At 39.5% G+C, this 22,913-nt stretch carries 22 protein-coding genes; 13 read left to right on the plus strand and 9 right to left on the minus strand.

Annotation, left to right across the window (positions count from 1 at the left end; all coding sequences use genetic code 11):
* The first annotated feature begins 84 nt into the window (after positions 1-84).
* Positions 85-2,070 (plus strand): ligand-gated channel protein, encoded by a 1,986-nt coding sequence (locus tag ACNSN2_RS17015; RefSeq protein ID WP_418609607.1) that lies wholly within the window; start codon positions 85-87, stop codon positions 2,068-2,070.
* Positions 2,071-2,338: 268 nt separating this feature from the next.
* Positions 2,339-3,193: a PA4780 family RIO1-like protein kinase gene (locus tag ACNSN2_RS17020; protein ID WP_418609605.1), complete on the plus strand. Its 855-nt coding sequence runs from the start codon at positions 2,339-2,341 to the stop codon at positions 3,191-3,193.
* Positions 3,194-3,365: 172 nt separating this feature from the next.
* Here the strand turns inward: ACNSN2_RS17020 and ACNSN2_RS17025 are convergent, their stop codons facing one another.
* Positions 3,366-3,728 (minus strand): hypothetical protein, encoded by a 363-nt coding sequence (locus ACNSN2_RS17025; protein ID WP_418609603.1) that lies wholly within the window; start codon positions 3,726-3,728, stop codon positions 3,366-3,368.
* A gap of 588 nt (positions 3,729-4,316) precedes the next feature.
* On the opposite strand from ACNSN2_RS17025, the gene ACNSN2_RS17030 reads away from it, so the two are divergent.
* The 9 genes from ACNSN2_RS17030 to ACNSN2_RS17070 all read left to right on the plus strand — a co-directional run bounded on the left by ACNSN2_RS17030 (position 4,317) and on the right by ACNSN2_RS17070 (position 10,142).
* Positions 4,317-4,811 carry a GNAT family N-acetyltransferase gene (locus ACNSN2_RS17030; RefSeq protein ID WP_055011468.1) on the plus strand — a complete coding sequence of 165 codons (495 nt, stop codon included), beginning with the start codon at positions 4,317-4,319 and terminating at the stop codon, positions 4,809-4,811.
* Positions 4,812-5,122: 311 nt separating this feature from the next.
* The gene (locus tag ACNSN2_RS17035) at positions 5,123-5,347 is read left to right on the plus strand and encodes a hypothetical protein (protein ID WP_248527086.1); all 225 of its coding nucleotides are present in this window, start codon (positions 5,123-5,125) and stop codon (positions 5,345-5,347) included.
* A 116-nt stretch (positions 5,348-5,463) separates the two neighbouring features.
* Positions 5,464-5,835, plus strand: coding sequence for a hypothetical protein (locus tag ACNSN2_RS17040; RefSeq protein WP_058558386.1), 372 nt, complete (start codon positions 5,464-5,466; stop codon positions 5,833-5,835).
* 1,251 nt (positions 5,836-7,086) lie between these two features.
* Positions 7,087-7,446 carry a hypothetical protein gene (locus ACNSN2_RS17045; RefSeq protein WP_418609600.1) on the plus strand — a complete coding sequence of 120 codons (360 nt, stop codon included), beginning with the start codon at positions 7,087-7,089 and terminating at the stop codon, positions 7,444-7,446.
* Between the two features lie 94 nt (positions 7,447-7,540).
* Positions 7,541-8,002, plus strand: coding sequence for a hypothetical protein (locus tag ACNSN2_RS17050; protein ID WP_248527083.1), 462 nt, complete (start codon positions 7,541-7,543; stop codon positions 8,000-8,002).
* Positions 8,003-8,093: 91 nt separating this feature from the next.
* Complete coding sequence (locus ACNSN2_RS17055) at positions 8,094-8,615, plus strand: hypothetical protein (protein ID WP_076920297.1); 522 nt, start codon at positions 8,094-8,096, stop codon at positions 8,613-8,615.
* A 102-nt stretch (positions 8,616-8,717) separates the two neighbouring features.
* Positions 8,718-8,894 carry a hypothetical protein gene (locus tag ACNSN2_RS17060; protein ID WP_171048716.1) on the plus strand — a complete coding sequence of 59 codons (177 nt, stop codon included), beginning with the start codon at positions 8,718-8,720 and terminating at the stop codon, positions 8,892-8,894.
* A gap of 299 nt (positions 8,895-9,193) precedes the next feature.
* A complete protein-coding gene (locus ACNSN2_RS17065) occupies positions 9,194-9,652 on the plus strand; it encodes a hypothetical protein (protein WP_010389244.1) in 459 nt (152 codons plus the stop codon).
* A 124-nt stretch (positions 9,653-9,776) separates the two neighbouring features.
* The gene (locus ACNSN2_RS17070; RefSeq protein WP_262977025.1) at positions 9,777-10,142 is read left to right on the plus strand and encodes an energy transducer TonB; all 366 of its coding nucleotides are present in this window, start codon (positions 9,777-9,779) and stop codon (positions 10,140-10,142) included.
* A 385-nt stretch (positions 10,143-10,527) separates the two neighbouring features.
* Here the strand turns inward: ACNSN2_RS17070 and ACNSN2_RS17075 are convergent, their stop codons facing one another.
* The 5 genes from ACNSN2_RS17075 to ACNSN2_RS17095 form a co-directional block, all read right to left on the minus strand.
* Entirely contained in the window at positions 10,528-12,117 is a 1,590-nt protein-coding gene (locus ACNSN2_RS17075) for a tetratricopeptide repeat-containing sulfotransferase family protein (protein ID WP_418609597.1), read from the minus strand.
* Between the two features lie 110 nt (positions 12,118-12,227).
* Entirely contained in the window at positions 12,228-14,642 is a 2,415-nt protein-coding gene (locus ACNSN2_RS17080) for a TonB-dependent receptor (RefSeq protein WP_418609595.1), read from the minus strand.
* Between the two features lie 334 nt (positions 14,643-14,976).
* Positions 14,977-15,843, minus strand: a complete 867-nt coding sequence (locus ACNSN2_RS17085; RefSeq protein ID WP_008115672.1) for an EamA family transporter — start codon at positions 15,841-15,843, stop codon at positions 14,977-14,979.
* 177 nt (positions 15,844-16,020) lie between these two features.
* Positions 16,021-17,016, minus strand: a complete 996-nt coding sequence (locus ACNSN2_RS17090; RefSeq protein ID WP_418609593.1) for a Gfo/Idh/MocA family protein — start codon at positions 17,014-17,016, stop codon at positions 16,021-16,023.
* A gap of 35 nt (positions 17,017-17,051) precedes the next feature.
* On the minus strand, positions 17,052-18,053 hold the full coding sequence (locus ACNSN2_RS17095) for an AraC family transcriptional regulator ligand-binding domain-containing protein (RefSeq protein ID WP_418609591.1): 1,002 nt from the start codon (positions 18,051-18,053) through the stop codon (positions 17,052-17,054).
* Positions 18,054-18,141: 88 nt separating this feature from the next.
* Between ACNSN2_RS17095 and ACNSN2_RS17100 the strand changes: the two genes are divergently transcribed.
* Positions 18,142-19,743, plus strand: a complete 1,602-nt coding sequence (locus ACNSN2_RS17100; protein ID WP_418609589.1) for a GMC family oxidoreductase — start codon at positions 18,142-18,144, stop codon at positions 19,741-19,743.
* On the opposite strand, the gene ACNSN2_RS17105 is transcribed toward ACNSN2_RS17100, so the two are convergent.
* The 3 genes from ACNSN2_RS17105 to ACNSN2_RS17115 all read right to left on the minus strand — a co-directional run bounded on the left by ACNSN2_RS17105 (position 19,740) and on the right by ACNSN2_RS17115 (position 21,430).
* Positions 19,740-20,549 (minus strand): class I SAM-dependent methyltransferase, encoded by an 810-nt coding sequence (locus tag ACNSN2_RS17105; RefSeq protein ID WP_418609826.1) that lies wholly within the window; start codon positions 20,547-20,549, stop codon positions 19,740-19,742. The genes ACNSN2_RS17100 and ACNSN2_RS17105 overlap by 4 nt on opposite strands.
* Before the next feature lies 1 nt (position 20,550).
* Positions 20,551-20,943, minus strand: coding sequence for a hypothetical protein (locus ACNSN2_RS17110; protein WP_418609587.1), 393 nt, complete (start codon positions 20,941-20,943; stop codon positions 20,551-20,553).
* 67 nt (positions 20,944-21,010) lie between these two features.
* Entirely contained in the window at positions 21,011-21,430 is a 420-nt protein-coding gene (locus ACNSN2_RS17115) for a DUF3429 domain-containing protein (RefSeq protein ID WP_010389229.1), read from the minus strand.
* A gap of 213 nt (positions 21,431-21,643) precedes the next feature.
* Between ACNSN2_RS17115 and ACNSN2_RS17120 the strand changes: the two genes are divergently transcribed.
* Complete coding sequence (locus ACNSN2_RS17120) at positions 21,644-22,912, plus strand: ABC transporter substrate-binding protein (protein ID WP_010389226.1); 1,269 nt, start codon at positions 21,644-21,646, stop codon at positions 22,910-22,912.
* Position 22,913 lies beyond the last annotated feature (1 nt).

The raw sequence follows: 22,913 nt of genomic DNA on the forward strand, positions 1-22,913 counted from the left end.
AACGTTGTGAGAAAGGGAACTTCTCACTATTATCGCAAACGCTAATTATTATCATTTACAAGCTAAATGTCACGGAGAAATATCATGAACACGGTAAGTTGTAAGTTAAGGCCGGTAACTGCATTTATTTTAAGTACTTTTGCAATTGCTAACCCTGCTTTTGCTGATGAAAAAAAACAAGATATGGAAGTAATGGTTGTCACTGCTTCTGGTTACGAACAAATGCTCAAAGAGGCACCTGCAAGTATTAGTGTTATCGACAGAGCGCAGCTAGAAAAACGCTTTTATCGTGACTTAACCGACGCAATGGCTGATATCCCGGGTGTAATAGTGACTGGCGGAGGTGACAGAAAAGATATTAGCTTGCGTGGTATGGCAAGCCAATACACGCTTATTTTAATTGATGGGCAACGCCAAAGTTCAAGAGAAACACGACCAAATAGTGATGGCCCGGGGGTAGAAGGTGCTTGGACGCCGCCAATTTCAGCGATTGAACGTATTGAAGTAATACGTGGCCCTATGTCGTCGTTGTATGGCTCTGATGCTATTGGTGGTGTGATCAATATTATTACCCGTAAAGCGCCAGAGCAGTGGTATGGAGAACTGCGTTTAGACAGCACCATTCAAGAGCAAAGCCAGTCAGGTGATATAAACCAAGCCAGCTTTTTCACTTCTGGTGGCATTATTCCAGATCTCTTGGGCGTGCAATTATACGGTCAATTTTCAAAGCGAAATGAAGATGATTTTACTGCAGGATTTCGAGGCAAAGAACAAAGTAATGTAAAAGCTAAGTTCACATTAACACCTAATGATAGTCATGAATTAATGTTTGAACTTGGCTCGGCAAAACAAACATTAGATGAAACCCTCGGCAAAACAGTTGCCGAGCTTGCTCCAGGAGAAAACTGTGGTCGACGTGGCTGCCCTGAATCAGCAACTACTGAGTATGAGCAACAAACATACTCTATGTCACACAATGGTTTTTATGACTTTGGCTCGTCGCGTAGTTACATTAAATACGATAAGTTTGATAATAACTCACGTGAAATGTTTGTCGAAAATACCGACATTCAAACAACTTGGAGTTTACCGCTATTTAGTGAGCATAACTCTACGTTTGGTGCGACCTATTTAAAAGAGTCATTGGATGATTATACAAGTAATAAAATTAGCGACTTAACCCATGTAGAAAACGAACAATGGTCTGTTTTTGGTGAAAACGAATGGGCAGCAACGGATGACTTTAAGCTCACCGCAGGCCTGCGTTACGATCATGATGGCAATTTTGCCGGTCATTGGAGTCCACGTTTATACGGTGTTTATAGCGCATCTAAAGCGATCACCATCAAAGGCGGCATATCAACGGGTTTCCGTGCGCCAAATATTCGCCAATCTACTGCGCAGTGGGGCCAAGTGAGTCGTGGCGGTAATATTTATGGTAACCCTGACTTAAAGCCTGAGCAATCAGTGAACTATGAAATGGGTGTTTACTATGACTCTGGACGCGATTTAAGTATATCGACAACCGTTTTTTATAATGAATTTGATGACAAAATAACTCGTATAGCATGCCCATTAACGCAGTGCACAGATGGCCCAAATCAGTTTGGCTCCATGCCAACTACCTACATTAATGTGGATGAAGCCATAACCCAAGGTGTTGAGCTATCAGTAGATTACGATATTTCAACTGAAATTGATGTGAGTGCCAGTTATACCTATACCGACTCAGAGCAAAAAACCGGTGAATATAAGGGGAGCCCACTTAATCAGCTACCAAAACATAGTTTACAAACGTCTTTAAATTGGCGTCCAACAGATAAGTTAGGCGGATGGTTACGCGTGCAATATCGTGGTGAAGAAAGCCAGCCAACGACAGGGCCTTCACAAAGCAGTTTAATTGCTCCTGATTATACCATTGCCAATTTAGGTGCTAATTATCAGTTAAGTGACAGCGTTAAACTCGGTGCTGGAATTTACAACTTGCTTGATAAAGAGATCACAGAGCAAGAGTATGGTTATGTTGAAGATGGTCGCCGTTATTGGGCGTCTTTGGTGTGGCAGTTCTAAACACTTTTTAATAATACAAAGTAAACGAGTACGCTAAACCGTACTCGTTTTTTGGTTTTATCTCGGTTCTTGTTCAATAATGTTTAAAAAGCACAAAAGGCGGTTGGCTTTTTCTGTGTAGTCGCTTATTCTAGCTGCGTATTTAGTCATTAAATGTAACTTTAAAGTTTACTAATAATTTATAACTTTCTTCAATCCCCAAAGGTATGCCTCGTTTGAACCACATAGCAAAACAAAAAGCCAGCCCTGTATTTTTAGTAGGTGTCGTTTGAAAATACCTAAACGCTTACAGCCATTAGTTGATGATGGTTTTATTGATGAAGTGATCAGCCGTTTGATGAGCGGTAAAGAGGCCGATGTATTTGTAGTCGCCTGTGGCGATGACATTCGCTGCGCTAAAGTATACAAAGATGCCAGTAAGCGCAGTTTTAAAAAAGCTGCACAGTACCAAGAAGGACGAAAAGTGCGAGGCGGGCGCCAAGCCCGTGCTATGGGTAAGCGTTCAAGCTATGGCCGTCAATTAGAAGAAGAAATTTGGCAAAATGCCGAGGTTGACGCACTCTCGCGTTTATCTTCAGCAGGTGTTCGGGTACCGCAAACTTACGGCTGCATTGACGGTGTATTGCTAATGGAACTTGTAAGCGATGATGAAGGCGATGTTGCACCACAACTTGGCGCGGTTGATTTAACCGAGCAACAAGCCATTGAGCAACATACATTAATGATACACTACATCAAATTAATGCTGTGCGCTGGGATTATTCATGGTGATTTATCGGAGTTTAACGTACTTGTAGATAGCAATGGCCCAGTAATTATTGATTTACCCCAAGCGGTTAACGCCTCTGCTAATAATAGCGCAGAAGCCATGTTTGCCCGTGATGTAAATAACATGCGCCGCTATTATGGGCAATTTGCACCTGCGTTATTACACACGCAATACGCCAAAGAAATGTGGGCATTGTTTGCAGATGCTAACCTAACCCCGCACTCAAAACTCAGTGGCGAATTTGAAGACGACAGCGAAGCTGCAGATGTAGACTCAGTACTTGACGAAATTCAAGCCGCCTTTGATGAAGAGCAAGAACGTAAAGAACGCATTCGCGATGCTGATGAGCAATAACCCTTAATTTACGTGCTGAGTTTTTGACTATTAGATCAAAACTTAGCATATAGGTATGAGTCACATAAGGATGGGTTTAGCTCGTCACTGCAAAACCTAATTTAGTTCTATTAGTACTATCAACGGGATCCGACAGGTGTGTATTAAACTAAAGGAAGCTTGATACTAAACATTAATTAAATACCACTGAGCCTGCAAACACATATTCATTATCAATGTAATAGCTGATAAATTCTTCCTCATTAAAATCACATTTATAAAAAAAAGACGTTGTTACGGTCTTTTTATTATTTATGGTTATTTCGAATTCAGCCTGTGATGCTTTATTAAATAAAACACGACACTTAGTATTTAAGCCTAACGAATAAACTTTCCCATCAATTTCGATACTGTTGTTGCCTAAAGTAATTTCATTGGGAGTTGTTAATAAATGCAAAAAGTAATAGAGCCCTGTTAAATAGAAAAAAGGAGAAACAAACAAAGCAGCCTTTACCTTTACAGACTCAGAGTCATGTAAGTAATAGGTAGAGATCATGGATATTATTGAGAACAAAACAACCATAACAAAATTCGGAGAGAGCCAGTTTTTGGTAAATTTAAATATCATCTTCGATCGCAGAGGTAAGAGTTACGGTCGACTCAATAATTTAAGCTAACAGAAACTAAGGTTCTAAATTTGTAGCCTATCTTATTAAATTAACAATGGTATTTCTACATTTAAGCGCCTGAATAAAATATGCACTTCGTCCATTCACTTGTGTTTGCCTGCTAACCTCTTTGACCACGTTATTGTGATATCGTACAAAGCCCACCTTGTCATATTTTCGACAACTTTTTAAGCATAAACGAGAGAGTCCTGAATAACTAAAGTTGACACTTTTGCGAAGTTAGACAAAGAGCGAGAAGCTGTTAGTCAGAGTTTTTATGTGTGATGTGAAGTTTTACTCGCTTGACTATCAGCTTGTTGGCGGCTTTTTCAATCCATTCTTAAAAGTTTTTTTGTTGTTATTTTTGAGTAGTTACCGTTTAATAACATGATGTTTTTTTAAAGATAACTACTAGCGAACCTTCTTCTCTTTAGTAAAAGCTAATGTCGAACCACACATAAGGAAATAGGTATAAAATGGACACTACAATACGAAAAGCTGAATCAACCGATATCGCTGCAATAAAAATGCTGTGGCAGTTTTACCAATATCATCAGAGTATATTTGATTTAGAAGATGTTGGTTCAGATGGTTGCTATGATATTGATGAAGAATATTTAGAATGTGTAGTGCGTGGTGAGGAAGACTGCATTATTTATCTTGTACTCGTTTCTAACCAAATTGCTGGTTTTGCTACCGTAGAACCAACTGAGATCGTTGGCAAAGAAATACCTGAGTTGGCTGATATTTTTATTCTACCCAAATATCGAAAACAGGGCATTGCCAAATTTGTTATTCAAAACTTGATGCCTGTTGAAACAAATCAGTGGCATGTAGCAGTTCATTTAAACGATAGTTCAGCGTTGAAATTTTGGAATAGTTTGTTTGCTAAATTAAACGTTGTGCGTGTTGATAAAGTTGATCCTCCTGAAACAGAAGGCTACCACGAGTTTGTTATCACAAATAACTAGCAAGATTACAATGTCTTCTGCGCTTAAGTAAAATTTGGTAAAGAGCGAAAACCAGCCATTGAGATTGGCTAAATATCGTCGTTAATTGATTGGTTAAACTGCTCTTTGCGCATATATTCATGAAAATGAGCGCTGCGCGCATATTGGTTCATTTAACTTTACCTAAAAACTTTAGAAAACTTTGCGATAGTAATACCTTAGGTAATTTGTTAAAACTATATAATGTAGAAAAATGAGCGTAGCGTCGGAAGAAATATGCGCGATGAGCGCACTATTAAATTGTTAGCCATAAAGCAAAGAAAGGATTAATCATGCCTAATAAGAAAATCGAAGTTACTGAATATAATTATTGTGAGAGACTAGAAACATCCTACTTTAACAGTCCTGCTGAAAACGCTTCCGTCAATTGCACTAACCCTGAATGTAATAATCCTAATGTTTTGGTTAAATTTGATGTTGCACAATTTAGTTGCAGCGGTAAAGAAAAAATTGGTAGAAATTGTATGAGGTTATTCCAAGTACAATCAGTTGATTAGTGCGTTAATTCTGGCTAACAAGAACATCAAACGGAAAAATTACAGTTGGCTGTTTTTCGTTCCTCAAACATTATAGCCAACTATATTTTTCCGCTTATGTAAGCGTTAGTTTTCTTATGATGATTCGTTTTATATTTTTAAGTTTGTTTATGATTGCAGGGACAACTATGGCTTCAAATGAAATAGGAGCACCTGAAGGAGTTTCGGCTGAAGATTGGGAAGCCTATCTAAAGCACAAAAAGGATTGGGAAGCCATGCTTCAGCAAAGGTTTGAAAGTGAACTCAAAGCGAATCCTCCTTTACCTCCTTGGGAAAAATTCCCTGAATATGAACCTAGCAATATATTTTGGCGAATGGGAACAGGTGAAGAGTATCTAATCGATTATTTTGGCGTTTATTTAAAGTACGCAAGTAAAGACGATATTCAAGCATATAAATTGAAATACCCCGCTCCTAAAATTTGGGAAAATTGGTATAACGAAAACTAACAAGTTAATTAAACAGTGGACGCAAAACAGCAGGCTTGCGCTCATGCTTCGCTTAGTTTAGCCTGCTATTTTTCGCCGTTTATTAAGGCGTTATGTGCCAGAGAGGAATTTGAATAATGTGGGTTAGTGGAACAGCTAAAACAACACAAATTGGTTACATCAATTCGAATAATCAAAAAAATCATGGTACTCGTGGCTTAAAAGGCTCGGATCATAATTCCGTCTCATACAAGATGGAATGTTTGTCACCGGGTTGCGGTAATATTTATGGTGCGAACGGCACAGATATTTTCCAACGTAAATGCCCAAAGTGTCAGGGTGGAAAGCAAGGAATTGATTATTAATCTATTTTAAAGGTAATGGATAAAATGGAGTTTATAAATACGCTTAGTAACAACTCTGTCATCGTTGCATTTGTTGCTGGCGTGGCCGTGTTGATGTGTGTTTCACTTTTTAAGTGGATTAACCGTCGCTTTTGTAAGGCCCCGAGAGTTTTTAAAACTCTGGAAACTGGTTTAGAAAAACACAATTGCAAGTTTCTTCCTACAACCTATTTAGCCTCAAAAACGAATTACACCGTATCAGAAGTGGAATTACTGTGCACAATGCACCCTAAAATTATAAGAAATAAGAAGCAGTTAGAATCATGGTGTATCAAATAAGCGTGGCACATAACAAAAAAATTAAGTCACTCACTGCGTTCGCTGGGACGCATACACATGGGCTGCTTCGCATTATAGCCCACGTGTATGCGCCCCTTATTTAAAAGTTATGTGGCTTGAAGGAAAAGGACATTTTCTATGCAAAATAAACTTGCGCTGGCCTTAGGCAGTTTTTCAAAGTACCTAGCGGTTCAACTTTTCTTCTTCTCTTATGTACTGTCTATTCTTATTCAAGCTAGGGCCCCATCCCAAAAGATATACCTGACTGGAATGTTCTTTTATCTTTTGCCATTAGTGATGGCCATGGTATTTGTTCACTTTGGTTATACGTCTACCAAAAGTGACAAAATTAATAGATTGGAATTCTTCAAAGCTATCGGCGTTTTCATCTTTTATTGTTTTATCTGGTATGCTCTTTTTTAACACGCAACATAACAAAAAAATTAAGCACGCCCGCTGCGCGGGCTGGGACGCAAACACGCAGGGCGGCTGCGCCATTATGCCCTACGCGCCTGCGCCCTTATTTAAAAGTTAGTTTTCAAGGAAATTTATGGGGTCAATTTTGAGACTATTTTGTATTAGCTTAATCATGTTTGTATCTGGATGTGCAAGTATTTACGGAGTTACTGGTGCTGATGAAGGAAAAAAGGTTGATGATTCGTTTGAGTATCACGTAATACACCCAGGTTTAGATGTAACAATCATTGAACCATATAGTGAAAAATTAATTCCTATAGAAACTATTGGTAAAAGCTCTCCCTCGCCCTTAACCCATACGATAAAGTTCGGGACTTCCGAGAAGATACATATTTTAAAGATCGTTGGGAAGTATGAGAAGGACTTGTATCTTGATGATACATACTATGGTTCTATCTGGAATGGAGATGTACTTGTAAAAAATGGAATACTATTTATTAATGGTAGAATTGCTGACAAAATTGAAAACTAACAAACCAAGTCATCGGAAAACCACTCACTGGCTGCGCCAAAACGTTCGTATTTTGCGTTGCTTGGGATGTTATATTGCTTTGTAAGGTCAAGCGTTGAATAAAAAAGAAAGCAAGGGAAGTGGTATCTTATATGCGGTGTTCATTACCGTGTTGTTGTATTTCTTTTTTAAAATTACTTTGACCTTCTCAATAGTGTCAGGCAGAAATTTCACTTGTTTAAGCTCTATTTGGAGTAACTCCTATACTGTAATAACTCCTTTCTCTGCATTTTTTATTGTGGCAATATTTAGCTGTATTTGGTTTTTTTATTGCGGCATAAAGTACAAACAAAAAGTAGGTAAATCTGTATATTTACTGTTAGCTGTCGGAGCTGTGTTCTATTATTTTTGGTTCCAAGGTTTTTACGGTTTCTGGCAGCTAATGAGCTACGAGCAAAAGGAAATTACGTTACAAGAGTTTTTTGAAAAAACAGGTGGTACAGAAAGGTTAAAGTTGTATGGTAGTGGCGCTAATCAAAATGTATTGTGTAAATCGCAGTATAACAAAGTAAATTAAAAGTGCGGACAAAAAACAGTGGGCTTTGTTCGTACCTCACAAATTATAGCCCACTATTTTTAGCCGTTTATTTGCGGCGTTAGGTGATCGAATGGGATTGTTCAGCATATTCAAAAGGAAAAAACCAAAGCCTGACTTAGAGTTTGAAAATTATGCTCAGGAGGTAATGGCCGATTTTCAAAGAAATGATTTTCTTGGCAAAGCAGCTGAGGCCGGTCATAAGGCTAAGGCTGCGGTTAAAGAGATGCAATATGATAAGGCTTGGGGGTTTTATCAAGAACAAAAATCATTCTATATGCAGCACGCTAACCGATCAGGCTTTACGGCTAACCAAGTTCTAGCGCTTGACGCTAGCGTCCATGAAGATATGGCGAATATTTTAAGGCTTGAAAACAAGCACGAAGTTGCATTGGTTAATATCGTGTATTGGGTTTTAGCTGGAGTTGATAGGCCTATCAAGCGACATCAACAAAAGCTTAAAAGCTACTTCAATAGGTGCAAACTGAAAAATACTGAATTACCCGAGGCGGAGAGAATTATAGCCACTAATACAAAATTGCCAGAATTCACGCTTGCAAAGTCTATTGTCTCAGAATGGGTGTCTCGTGGGTAATCACCTAACAAATCAAGGCAGTATCGCCCTTCGGGCTGGACGCGCTAACGCGCGCCGCTGCTTGAGGCGTTAGCAGTATTAGTCTTATATGGAGTTTGTATCATGGATAAAGAGCAAAATAATAAAATTAAAGAGCCAAGTTTACTTGATCAATTATTACCTACTGAAATGGGGTTAATGCAATCTCTAGGTGAATCTAAAACGTTAATAATCATGTTGGTGGTTTTTCTAACATTATTTGGAGGGTTAGGTTTGTTTTTATTAAAAATGTCAGCCTAGAGGCTGGTAGCATAAACTGCTAACAAGTGACTATGGTGCTCAATGTCCTCTCATAGCACACAGGCATACTTCGGCAAAGAGCGATGAACGATCATTCAGGTGAGTCGTTTTTAACTTAGTAAGAATAAAAAGAACCCCTCCCTTTTTTACATAGCGAAATAACCTACATTAAGCATAAAATTTATAGCTGGTAATAACTTACACTATTTGTTATTAATATATGTTAATAAAATAAGGGCATTTTCACGCTGGAATGTGGAAAGTGTTAACTGATAAAGCGGTTGTATGTACAAGGAGTTATGGTGAAGAAATTCTTCAAATATCTAGGTTTTGGAATTTTAAGTGTTGTTATATTTTTCATTGGTATTGGAGTTGTTGCATCCATAAATACTGTTGATAAAGAGGCCGTCTTTGAGCCTTTTATTGTAAAAGCAATCCCTAAGTTAACAACGTGGGAAGTGACTCCTTTTAAAGAGCTAATGTCTGAACAAGGTTACACTAGTGCAACTTCAGAGCAATGGGAGTTGTACGTAAAAAAGGTTGCTAAATTAGGTGTATTTCAATCAGTCGGTAAAGCAGAGTTGCAAAATTGGAAAACGTTATCTCCAGTTGGTAGCTCAAGTGTGACATATGCTGTTTATCAGGTACCTGTAACCTTTGATACAGGATTAGCTCATATTCAATTAGGTTTGCAGTCATCTGACGGTAAAGTTGAAATAAATAGTATAAAGTTTTTATCTGATTTGTTAATGCAATAGTACATATAACAAGGCCATAAATTATTGAATGCATAATAGTTGGTCTTGTTTCGTGTTGCTGCACACCTTAGTAAACTTAACCACTAGTTGTTTATTTTACTGAGCATATTTTTAGGAGTAGCCTTTGAAGTACATAACTATATTTTTAGTTCTTTTACTGGTTGGTTGTAATAGTACTGATAAAACGGCAAATTCAAGTACTGTGTATACCAATACACAAACAGATTCACCTGCTAAATGGGTTGTGAAGATTGAACCAAAATATCCTGAAGATGTGGCTAAAAATAGCGTAGAGGGCTACTTAAAATTCAAAGCAATAGTGAATGAAGTTGGAGCGTTAGAAAGAGTTGAAGTAATTGAATCTGCCCCAAAAGGTGTATTTGAAAAGGAAGGTTTACGGGCTTTAAAGCTATGGAGATTTAAGCCTGCGTTATTAAGTGGTAGGCTGGTTAAGGTTGAGTACACTAACACTCTTGAGTGGCAGTTATAATGTCTCTAGATATGAGCATATCATGGAGATCTAAGCAACCTAAACAAAAACGATGTGATAGGTGTGAACTGTATTATTCTGAGTTTTTGGATAAATGTACGCATTGTTCCGATTTAAACGAAGCACAATTACTTATACTTAAGGCTAAACACCAAGAATCTCTTAAACACAATGCTAAGCTTGGTAAATACTTATTTATAGCTGCTGTAGTAATTGGTGTATTACTTTTTGTTAGTTTTTTATGGTAGCGTTGGGTTTTTCCTTAAGTGGAAGAGGGTAAGTTAACAGAGAAAAACCCCCAAATACATTCAACCTAAAAATTTATATCCATCCGGTAACTTTCAAATTAATCACACTGAACTACCCGCCCACGTAACATTTGTTGTTATTTCATTAAACCTATCACTCCTTCATTAACTAAATGGGTCTGCGCTTCATTGGTATAGGGTTTAAACTTTTTCCAGCGGCCTATGGCTTTGTTGTTAAGCGGTTGGCGCACTTGCATTTTGCTGGCGGTTGATACCGGTGCAGTGTTTAAATGAAAATCAAGGCACTGTGGTTGCCAGTCTAAGTCGCAATAGCTCACTAACTCTTTTATTTTTTGCTCTGGTGCGGCGATGAGCTCTTCGTATTTTACTAGTTTAATATTGCTGTGCAGGGCGCTAAAGTGCTGCATCAGTTTATAAAAGCGGCTGTAAAATTTAGCGGTGTCGAGTAAGTCTAAGGAGTACGCGTAGTAGGGGTTATTAATAGTAAATAGCTGACGATAGTTACCAATACAGGTGTCCATGGGGTCGCGAAGTAGGCAAATTATTTTGGCGTTTGGCAGGGCTTTGGTAATTAAATCAATATAAAAAAAGTTAAACGGTAGTTTATCAATAAAGTGTTTATGACTGCCGGTTACAACACGCGTTGCTTCAAGATAAGTGCTGCCAAGTTTTGCAAAATCAAGCTGGTAAGCTTGGCTTAAGGTGTCTATATCGAGTACTTGAGGCGTGTGCGTTTGGCTAAGTTTTTTTACACTTAGGCCAAAGTCTTGCAGCTCGCCCGCCGATTGTACGTCGCTGTGGCTTGATAAAATGCGTTCAACTAATGTGGTGCCAGAGCGCGGCATGCCTAATACAAAAATTGGCTCACTGCTTTGGTTGCCAGCTGTTTGTTGGTTTTTGTATTTATCACCGAGCTGTTTTATATGTGCAAATAAAGCCTCAGACGCTTGGTTATCAAACGCCTTATTAGCGAGTTTTGCTGCTTTACCTTGTTGTAACGCGGTAAAGGCTGCTGAAAACTCTCCTAAGTCTTGATATTCTTTTGCCAGCGCATGACCTATATGCAGTTTAGCGTCGGGATGATTGACCTGTTCGAATATATTTTTTAATCGCGCTATGTGGTTATTATGTTCGGTGACTTTAGTTAAATCGGCTAAGGCAAAATGACTTTGATGATGAATCGGGTTCAGTGCAATGGCATTTTCAAACGCTTGCTGTGCTTTATCAAACTGGCCTAAAAACTTAGCGCATACTCCATAGTTATAATAAAACTGCGGTTGGCTGCTGTTACTTGCCGCAGCTATATTTAACGCGCATGTAAAGTAGTCAGCAGCATGCTGATGTAAACCTGCTTGGGTGAGCGCGACGCCTAATGTATCGGCATCCAGTGCTTTACTAATATGTTTCAGCTTAACGCTAAGGGCAGTGTTTTTTGCTTTTTGTAAGTCGCCAGTAAGGGCGTAACACTTGGCAAGTTGCGCTGTATATTCAATAGACTGGGTAAAGCTTAATGCTTTTTCAATTAGCTTTATCGCTTTGTAAATTTGGCCAACCTGTAAATTAACCATAGCGAGCAAAAAGTAGCCATCAGCAAAGTCTGGCTTTTGTGTTACCAGTTCAACCAGTGCTTTATGCGCTTGCTGAATATTGCCTTGGTTTAAGTTGTTGATAGCGCTTTGGTGTAGTTGCTTTAAGTTTGGCTGCATGAATACTCTTATAAATAATGTACTTACAAAATAAAAAGGCTCAAATTAATTTGAGCCTCTTGATTGTACTTAAACTTATCGTTTAATTACATTTCAAACTTGTCGCTTAATTATATTTCAAACTGATAGTTAAATTTAATGCCAACAGTAAGCGGGCGATTAATAAAGTAACCATAGTTACGTTGTATGTCTGCGCCATTGGCTGTTGTAATATCCGCATCTGAACGACGAACAGAAGTAACCGCATATTTATTAAATAGGTTATCTACATATAAAGTAGTCGACCACGCATCGGCGGTTAATTTAGCTGAAATATTACTTAAGCTATAACCTGGGAGTGCTTCACCGTTGTCACGTAGGCCTACTTTTGAAATTACATCACTTTGTGCAGTTAAACCGTAGTTAATATCAAGGGTTTTATCATTTAAAACGTCTGTTTGGTAGTTAATACCCATAGAGAACTGATGCTCAGGTGAGCCCGGTAAACGGTCGCCATCTTTCGCGCCATTAGTGCCATCGGCATTAAATAAATACGGAGCGTCTGAGGTTAGTTCTGCTTTTGTATAGGCATAAGTTGCATAGGCAGTAAACGAGTCCGATAAAATTGCACGCGTGGCAATTTCAATCCCTTTCGCATTTGCGCTACCAGCATTTGATAAGTAAGGTAATTGGCCTACTGTTGTTGCACCGGCGATTTGTGCGTTATCCCAATCTACATTGAATAGCGCAGCATTAAAGTGAAGCTGGCTTCTCATCCAAGTACTTTTGAAGCCTAGCTCATAGTTGGTGGTTGTATCGGCATCGTATAGCATTTCATCAGGTGTACCACAGCCTGTTTGTTGGTCCTCAGGTAGAGGGGTTGGGCAAGGCACTAAGCCATTTGAGCCACCAATTCTAAAGCCTTCACTTATAGTTGCATACGCCATTACTGAATCTGTAAATTGGTATTTAGCATTAAATTTGAACAGATTACCGTTATCACCGGCTTCGTTCTCTTCAAAGTTAACTGAAATTGCATCAGGTGCTGCACCTTCATACAAGGTATTTGCTAATGGGAAGTCAAAGGCCGCTTTTGATTCTACGTCGTATTCGTAAAAACGCGCGCCAATAGTAATGTCGAGTTTATCGGTTACTTGGTAACCTACTTCACCAAAAAGTGCTGATTCAGTGACTTTGCTGCCAGTAATTTCTAAATACTCTAAAGAGTCAGGTCTAAGTTGTGCGCCACCAAAATTATCAACTGCGAACTGATCAAAGCCTGGCGTAAACTCTCTGCTTGATGCGTCGGTATCGGTTTTATTGTAAAAACCACCAACAATCCAGTTTAAATCGCTATCACTTTGTGAGACCAAACGTAGCTCTTGAGTGAAGGTATCGACTTCGTCTAATTCACGGGTAAATGCCGAAAACGAAGGAAACTCCTCGTAGCCATAGTCTAAACGAATTAAAAGGTCAGTTTGGTCGCGTTGACCATCGGCTTCAAAGTGTGAAATACCGGTAGCTGATACCAGTTCGGCAAAACCTAAGTCGGCTTTAAGTTCGAGGCTCAGTAATTGATCTTCTTTTTCCCGTGGCTCTTCAAAACGGTACGCTGACTCGTATTTGCCGATGCGATCATTTAAACCATTATTTCCGTTAAGGCTATTGTGATGAACAATTGAGCGGCCTTCGGTGTCTTGCTTTTGATAGAAGTAGTTTAATGTGCCTTCGAATGACTCGTTTGCCTTGTAACGCAATGAAATACGCCCAGTTGTGGTGGTTTCACCGTTGGCGTCTTTTACATTTTTAAGATTGCTGTTTACTGCATCAAGGTTTGTCCAATCAGGGTCGGTGATCGACACACCTGGTTCACGAACGGTGTAGGCGTAGTCTATAAACCCTGGGTCTTCATAAATATTTAAACTGGTACGTACCGCCAGTTTGTCTTCAATCAATGGTAAGTTGAAGATAAAACCGGCTTCGCCACCGACCGAATCACTTTCTTGAGTTTGAAAAACATCACCAAATACTTCACCTGATATGAAATCAAGCTCAGGCTCTTTAAGCATGTAGCGAATAGCGCCACCCAATGTGCCTGCGCCATACAATGTGCCTTGCGGTCCAATAAGTACTTCTACTCGTTCTACATCAACAAGGCGCATATCTACCGATACTGGAATTTCGTTAATGTAAGTGGCTACCGTGCCGCCATCTGATGAAGGGCCTGATGAATTTGTATTTAATCCACGAACTATAATAGGTGAGCCAGAGCGACCACCTTGATCAGTAATTGTTAAACCTGGCACCCAACGCGCTACATCGGCTAATTCGCTGATATTTTGGTCTTTCATTACATCGGCATCAAGCGCAGTAATGTTAAGAGGCGCAGCCTGAATAGAACCACTTCGACGTGTTGCTGTAACCTCAATAACTTCAAGCGATTTATTTTTTTCAATAATTTGCTCTTGTGCTGTTGCATTACCGCTAAATAATACACCGCTCAGTGCGCTTGATACAGCCAAGGTTAACAGGCTTGGTTTAAACATAAAAATTGATCCCAGTTAGATTTAGTACGTTAATAAATGAGCGCTAATAATATCAGGGAGTTTTGTTGATGGAAATAAAAATATGAATTTTAATTCACTTTTTTAGAATAAAAATTAAGTTGTGGTTTTTTGCTTAAATTTAAAGTTTAAATATAACAAGGTGTTTGTATAAATAATGCACACACAGGAGATGGTATATATTGTTTTAAGTGCAACAATGAATGGTGTGAAAGGAGAGATAAAACGTAGGCTTAATTATACTAAGAGGGAGTTGTAAAATAGGAGATGAGAAGTTGCGCCATGATAGTTCATGACGCAATTAAATTATTAAACTCTAAGCAGCAGGCTGCTTTTTACCATTAGACATGGAGCTACCTACCGAGGCAATAATCACCAGTAAAATAGCCAGCCACTGCCAAATGCTTAGCAGTTCACCTAAAATAACTAAGCCAGCGAGTGCTGCAATTGCAGGTTCTAGGCTCATTACAATACTAAAACCTTGTGGCGACATATTACGTAAAGTAATCATTTCAAGAGTATAAGGCAGGGCGCTTGAAAGCACGGCGATAGCAATGCCTAATGGAATAATATCCCAAGTAAATGCAGCACTTTGTGAAATGCCGCCATAAGGCACCAGCACAATGGCTGATATTGTCATGCCCATCGCAACCGTTGCGCCACCAGAGCTTTGGCTGCCTGTTTTTTTACCAAATAAAATATAGCCAGCCCAACAGGCACCCGCCGCAAGTGCGAGCACTACACCGACTGGATCAAGGCTGTCTTGACCTTTCATATCAGGTAAAAGTAATAATATACCGGCCACTGCACAGGCAACCCAAAATAAGTCACGTTTTCTGCGAGAAGAAAACAACGCGACAGCTAATGGGCCTGTAAATTCAAGCGCAACCCCAATACCTAATGGGATACGTTCTATCGCGTAATAAAATAGAATATTCATGCCGCCTAAACTTAATCCATAAATTAATATGGGTAAGCGTTGGCTTGCAACAGGGAAGTGTTTCCATGGTTTAAAAATCAAACACAAAATAGCGGCCGAAAACCCTAAACGTAAGGCTGTTGTGCCCTCAGGTCCAACAATAGGAAAAAGCTGTTTAGCCAGTGACGCGCCTGACTGAATCGTCATCATTGCTAGCAATATGCATAAAATAGCCAGTAATAGATCTTTGGTTGATTTTTGCATGGATGTCCTTAAAGATTGCGATGAATTTTGGCGGCATGTTACCTGCTTTTGATCTCAGAGGTAAGTCAAATTTTGTGATCTTTTTAAGCTTAATTCAAAATAGCAGTGTTTAGTAAAGTGCGCTCAAAGGCCAAGCGATAAAATACGCTTATCGCTTAGCCGATAGTTTTTGTTTTATTAAGAGGATAAATCTGCTGGGTAAACAACACCAAGTTGTGCGCGTGCGGTGTCAAGTACTTGCATTACATCGACAGAAAGCTGATGAGTATTAACGCTAGACTCCCCCTGATTTTGCTCAATGGTATTAATAAAATGGTTGAGTTCGTACTTCATAAAGTGCTCGTCAAATTCCGTGCTAATAAGCTCTTTTTGGCCATTGTTAGCAATAAACTCTATTTTTTTAAGCTGCGACACGGCTTCGATTCTAATTCGACCTAATTCCCCCTGAATTTCAGTGATATTTTCGCCTTGTGAAATTTTCGAATAGCTGATCACCGCTTGTCTGTCGGGATAATTTAAAAGCACATCGCCTGCACCATCCACACCACTTTCAAGTAATACGCCGCTGGCGTGCACAGAGCGTGGTGCTCCCCATAATGCAATAACGAGATAAAGTGGGTAAATACCCAAATCTAGTAAGGCACCATTTGCAAATTCAGGTAAAAAAGTATTAGGGCGCTCACCATTTTTATACTTGTCGTAACGTGATGAGTACTGACTAAATTGACCAATAAACTTACGTGGTGTGCCTATTTTTTTTAGGGCAGCTTGTAAGTGCGCAAAATTAGGTAAGTGCGTTGTCATCATCGCTTCCATGTAAAGGCGCTGATGCTGCTTTGCCGCAGTTAAAATAGCCGCAAGTTGCTTGCTATTAGCCGCTGAGGGCTTTTCGCCTAATACGTGTTTGCCCGCTTTTAAACACTGTATTGCATATGCACTGTGCAGGCTATTGGGCGCCGCTATATAGACTGCGTCTACTTGTTCATCTTGGCACACAGCATCAATAGAGGTAAAAATTTTAGCATCGGTATTTGTTGGATGATTAGCTAAAAAGCGCTCGCCGCTGCTTATTTGGCGAGAGCAAATACCGTATAAATTAAAATTGCTGAGAGTATTAGCCGCTGCCAATAACGTGTCGCTAATAAAATTAGTACCTACAATTACAAAATTCATGAATAGCCTTTGCTGTTTTTAAACAAGGGCGCAGTTTAACAATGTTTGGCTCTAAATGCGCGGGCAGAGCAATTAAACCAACGTTTAATGCTAGTACATAACGTAGCTTGCTCCTGATAACCTAAAAGCTCTGAAATTTGAGTCACCGACAATTGGTTTTGTAATAAATAGTGCTCACATAAGGCGCGGCGAGTGGCGTCTTTGAGCTTTACAAAACTGGTATCGTGCTTTTTAAGTTCTCGGTGCAAGGTGCGAGGGTGAATATTAAGCGCAGCGGCAATAGTATTATTAGCGCTTTGAAATATCGGCAGCATAATGCGAATAAGCGCGCTTACCTGATCGGGTAAAGATTGGCCATAAGCATTATTTTCAGCTAAAAAGTTAAGTGCTGCTTGGGTTTTATGTTGCTTAGTTATGTTAAGTGTTAAATCTAAGTCTTGTTTGGCAATTAATACACCGGCGCTATTTCTGTGAGTAATAACCTTACACCCAAAATGCTGGTGGTAGGTCTGCTTATTTGCGCCTAGGGTATGAGGTAAAAATACACTTTGTGGCTTACAGCGGCCATTACTCATATTTTTTAAGGTAGCTATGGCCAATGCAATGGTGAGCTCTATTACCTGGTTTATTGCCGGTAATGGCCTGAGATTTATAGCGAATGATAAAAACACGTGCTCATTATCATCAAGTGGGAGAGTGGTTAAATTAAGCGCTGGCGTATGCAAGTGTAAATATTTTATCACCCAATCTAACCCCTCAGCTAAGTTAGTGCCTGTTTGAGCGGCTATTGCAATATGGCCTAAAATATCAAAGCTTTGCAGACTTGCTAGTTTTAACCCAAAATTTGGACAATTTAGTGTATTCGCGCAATGCTCTAATAGCTGTGCATACGCGCGGTAAGTAAGGGTTTCTTGCTCTAGTTTATTAAAGTCCACACTAATGGCGCACTGCTGCATTATGGCTGAGAAATCCCCCCCAAGTTCTGCAATTAAATGGTCTATTCCTTGTAAAGAGGTGGCTCTAATTAAGCGGCTCATAAAATATACTTTTGCGTGAGGATGTCTAAAAATAACAAGTTTTTATTCGATGTTCCATGCAAACTGGTTTTTTAATTGGAGAATAAGTATGCATATCACTACATTTGATTACATTGTTGTTGGCGCAGGCAGTGCAGGCTGCGTTATCGCATCGCGATTATCTGAAAATAAAAATGTGAGTGTGTGCTTAATTGAAGCGGGCGGCAGTGATAAAGGTGCAATGGTTCAAATGCCTGCAGGGGTCGCTGCAAGCGTGCCTTATGGCATTAATAGCTGGCATTACAATACGGTACCTCAAAAAGAACTTAATAATCGCTGCGGATTTATGCCTCGTGGCAAAGTGCTTGGCGGTTCAAGTTCTATTAATGCCATGGTTTATATTCGAGGTAATAAGCACGATTATAATAGTTGGGCTGCACTGGGCAATGAGGGCTGGGATTATGAGAGTTTATTGCCTTATTTTATTAAAGCTGAAAATAATAAAACCTTTACTGAAAGTGATGTACACGGGGTTTATGGTCCTTTGCATGTGCAGGATTTAAGCCAGCCAAGCCCAGTAAATCAGCTGTTTTTAAACGCCTGCGAACAACAAGGTGTACCGCACAATGCCGATATAAACGCAGGGCAGCAAGTGGGAGCCAGGTTATCGCAAGTGACTCAATATCAAGGGGAGCGTTGTAGCGCGGCAAAAGCGTATATAACCCCTCATTTAAATCGAAAAAACCTAACTGTGCTTAGCAAAGTACACGTTAATAAAGTGCTTTTTTGCGATAAAACCGCAACCGGAGTCTCTGTTTCTATAAACAATAAGGCCGTTGTATTGCATGCAAAAAAAGAGGTGGTTTTAAGCGCTGGCGCAATTAACTCACCGCAAATTTTAATGCTATCGGGAGTTGGCCCTAAAGAGCAACTAAAGCAGCATAATATTGAAATAGTAAACGAGCTTTCTGGTGTTGGAGAGAACCTTCATGACCACTTAACCGTTGTGCCATTGTATAAAGCTAAATACAGTAAAGGCACATTTGGTATAAGTGCGGGTGGGGCGTTTAATATTGCAAAAGGATGCGTTGATTGGTTTGCCAAACGTGAAGGGCAGCTTACTAGTAATTTTGCAGAATCACATGCCTTTATAAAGCTATTTTCCGATTCAAAAGTACCCGACGTACAGCTTGAATTTGTAATTGGGCTGGTGGATGACCATAGCCGTAAACTGCACCTAGGCCATGGTTATAGTATTCACTGTAGTATTATGCAACCTAAAAGCCGTGGCACGATTCGATTAGCCGATGCCAACCCCTTGAGTGCACCACTTATTGATCCTAATTATTTAAGCCACCCCGATGATTTAAACGTGATGTTAGCGGGGCTTAAAAAAACACTGCAGATTATGCAAAGTGAAGCATTTGATGTAATTAGAGGTAATATGGTTTACCCGCTAGATATTAACAATAATGAGCAGCTTATTGAGTATATTAGGCAAACGGCTGAGACTGAATATCACCCTGTAGGCACTTGTAAAATGGGGCAAGATCCCATGGCGGTAGTGAATAGCCAACTACAAGTACATGGCGTGAAAAATTTGCGTGTGGTTGATGCTTCAATTATGCCGCATATAATTACCGGCAACACCAATGCTGGTGTGATAGCCATTGCAGAAAAAGCGGCTGATTTAATTAAGCAAGCAATTTAAGTTGTTTTATAAAACGCTGTTAACCATTGCTGCCAGTCTTGCTCTAGTTTGATCATTTGCAGGTGTTTTTTAGCAGCAAAATGCTTGCTTTTATCCTCGTCAGCTAAAAACGGCCCTACACGACATAGCGAGCAATAATTATCGGATAAGTAAGCAGGCAAAGTTAACAAGCTAGCTAGTTCAGGTAAGGGTTTTTCACTAAATACATAGGTAATGCCGCTGGTGTCTTTAACGTGTTTATCACGGTCAACATTACGAATTTTATAACCATTAAAGTGACTAATATCAAATGGCATTTGCCCCTGATATTGTGCGTTTAAATGGGTATTTAAACTGCCCTCAATATTCCATTCTCGATAAGGTTTAACATCTTTTGAAGTGATGAAACATAGCCCTGCACCTTGTGGATTTAAAGCAAACTCATTGGCGTATTTTATAAATTGATGCAGTAATGCGCGGTTAAGTACGTTCATGCTGGTATGGCGTGTATTGTGTTCAAATGCATCGCGACCAACAAACGCAGGAATAAGCGGAAATTGAAAAATAACCACATCAAAACTATGTAAATGCTGGCCGAGCGTTTGCCAACATTGTGGGTTGGTTACATCAAAGCTATTAAGTACTTCTACCTTTTGCGACTTTAAAGCATTGAGCGCATTGTCTGGGTACTTTTGCTCAATAGTTGATTGGTCGTCGTAAGTGGATGCCACTAACTTTTTTGGCTTAATATGACGATAAAGCGCATTTGAAAACGATAAATCGCCATCACCTACCGTAAGTATGTTCCAGTTTGGATTTAAATACATATTAGCGTGAAGATGTGTTTGGGTTTTCGGGCTCATCATTTTGCTGAGGTGCTTGATGCAACCTGTACATAGCTAAACGTGTTTTTAAACCCTCAATAGCAACCTGTTTTAAAATTAGGTTAAAGGTAATCAAAATAGCAAAAACAATGTGGATAGGACCATGGGTAAATCCTGCGTCAGGATCAAATATAGATAAGCCAAACAATACAAACAACACAACCATTAGTATTTCAATGAGTTGATTTGAATAAAAAGAAAGACGACCTTCGCTTTTATGATCTTTTTTTATGCTAATGGCACAAAAAAAAGGGATCACTTTTATTTTAAAAGCGGCGTTTTTTTCTACAAAATTCTCACCAAGGTCAGTAAGCTGTTGGCGCAATTGGTCTATCATGGGGTGTCCTCTCAATACAGTGCGCGGATGTTACCCTATTACAGACCAATGGTTAAGTAATGGCGTGTTATTTAGGGTAAATACTCATACCAATAATTAAGATATGACACACAAACACCACAGATGTAAGCACAAAGCGCATTTTTTGGTAATCTTTGTGATAACCCTGCCAATGAATCGACGCTTTTTCGAAAATCAGTACTAACCAAAAGCTCGCGCCTAACCAAGCAAGCATCCACTCAATCGGCAAAAATGATAAAAACGGTATAGGAATTACCGGCAGCACAGCTTTAATGGCATCGGCAAAGCTTTGTTGCCCTGCATGCCATAAATTACCTGCCATAAACGCTAAAATAGCGATGCTGTAAAAACTAAAAAACTCTAAATTAACACTGTTACTGCCAAACATAAGTGGCCAACCCACACAGCCTAAAAACGGCAGCAAGCCCAAATAGCCTAGTTGAATGTGATTAACAAATTTTTCCATGGGTAAGCGCCTTAATCGAGTAGGTATTTCAACACTGCTAGTGTAACAAGGATAGATAGAGTTATCTTATAAAATTTATACAATGATTAAACGACCATGTTATTTATGACGATCACTCATTTTAATTAAAATAGTGTTTTTGGAAGCGCTAAGTTAGTGATTATTCGATTATTACCTATACTGATTGTGGGAATCAGTAAATGGATGATTAGTATGGCTAACAATGTCACTCGACGTAAATTTTTAAGTACGCTAGCGGTCGGTGCTGCGACCTCTGCTGTCGCATTTAAAGCGCCGTATGTGTTTGCAAAAAAACCGGTTACGCTTAGAGTCATGGGAACGCATGTAACTTTACAAGAAGAGCTTAGAGTCCGCGCCATGCAAGAGCTCGGTATTAATATTGAATTTACCCCTATGGGGAGTGCGGCCGTTTTACAAAAAGCAGCAGCTGATCCCTCTTCATTTGATTTATATGAACAATGGTCTGACTCAATTAATATATTGTGGCAAGCCAATGCTATTCAACCAATTGAAGTAGAAAGACTAAAATATTGGCAGGAAATAAACCCACTAACCAAAACCGGTAAGTTAGTTCCCACAGCAAAATTGGGCGCAGGTGATGCGCCCAACAAAATTTTATATGTTCAACAAGATGGCTCACTTGGAAGCCAAGCAACTGATAAAATAAGTTTTATGCCTTATGTTCACAATGTGGATTCATTTGGCTATAACACTAATTTTATACCTAAGGGTGTGGCTTACGAGACTGAGTCATGGGGCTGGTTGCTTGAAGAGAGTAACAAAGGTCATGTAGGTTTGGTGAATGCCCCCACCATAGGTATTTTCGATGCCGCATTGGCAGCCCAGGCTCAAGGGCTGATGACATTTAATAATATTGCCAATATGAGTGTTGCAGAAATAGACAAACTGTTTGCAATTTTAATTAATAAAAAGCAAGCAGGGCATTTTTCTGGGTTTTGGACATCGGTGCCACAATCTGTTGAGTTTATGCTTAAAAAGCGCGTGCATATTCAAAGCATATTTTCACCGGGGGTGACTGCATGTAGAGCCCAAGGTTTACCCGTTGTTAATGCATCTCCTAAAGAAGGGTATCGAGCATGGCATGGGGTAATGTGTCTCTCTGCTAATACGGTAGGGCACGTAAAAGACGCCGCTTATGAATATATGAACTGGTGGTTATCGGGCTGGCCTGGTGCATTTATTTCAAAGCAAGGTTATTACATTTCTAATCCAGAACGTAGTAAAGAAATAATTACCACCCCCGAATGGGATTATTGGTACGATGGCAAAGAAGCGACTCAACCACTAGCGGGTACCGATGGCAAAAATATAATTATGCCAGGGCAAATTCGCGATGGCGGCAGCTATGAAAAGCGCTTTTCTAATATTGCGGTGTGGAATACAGTGATGGATAACTACGATTACAGTTTAGATAAATGGTTTGAACTACTAAACGCATAAG

It is taken from the genome of Pseudoalteromonas sp. US3C1013, assembly GCF_048401115.1.
In the GTDB taxonomy this organism is placed as follows: Bacteria; Pseudomonadota; Gammaproteobacteria; order Enterobacterales; family Alteromonadaceae; genus Pseudoalteromonas; species Pseudoalteromonas undina.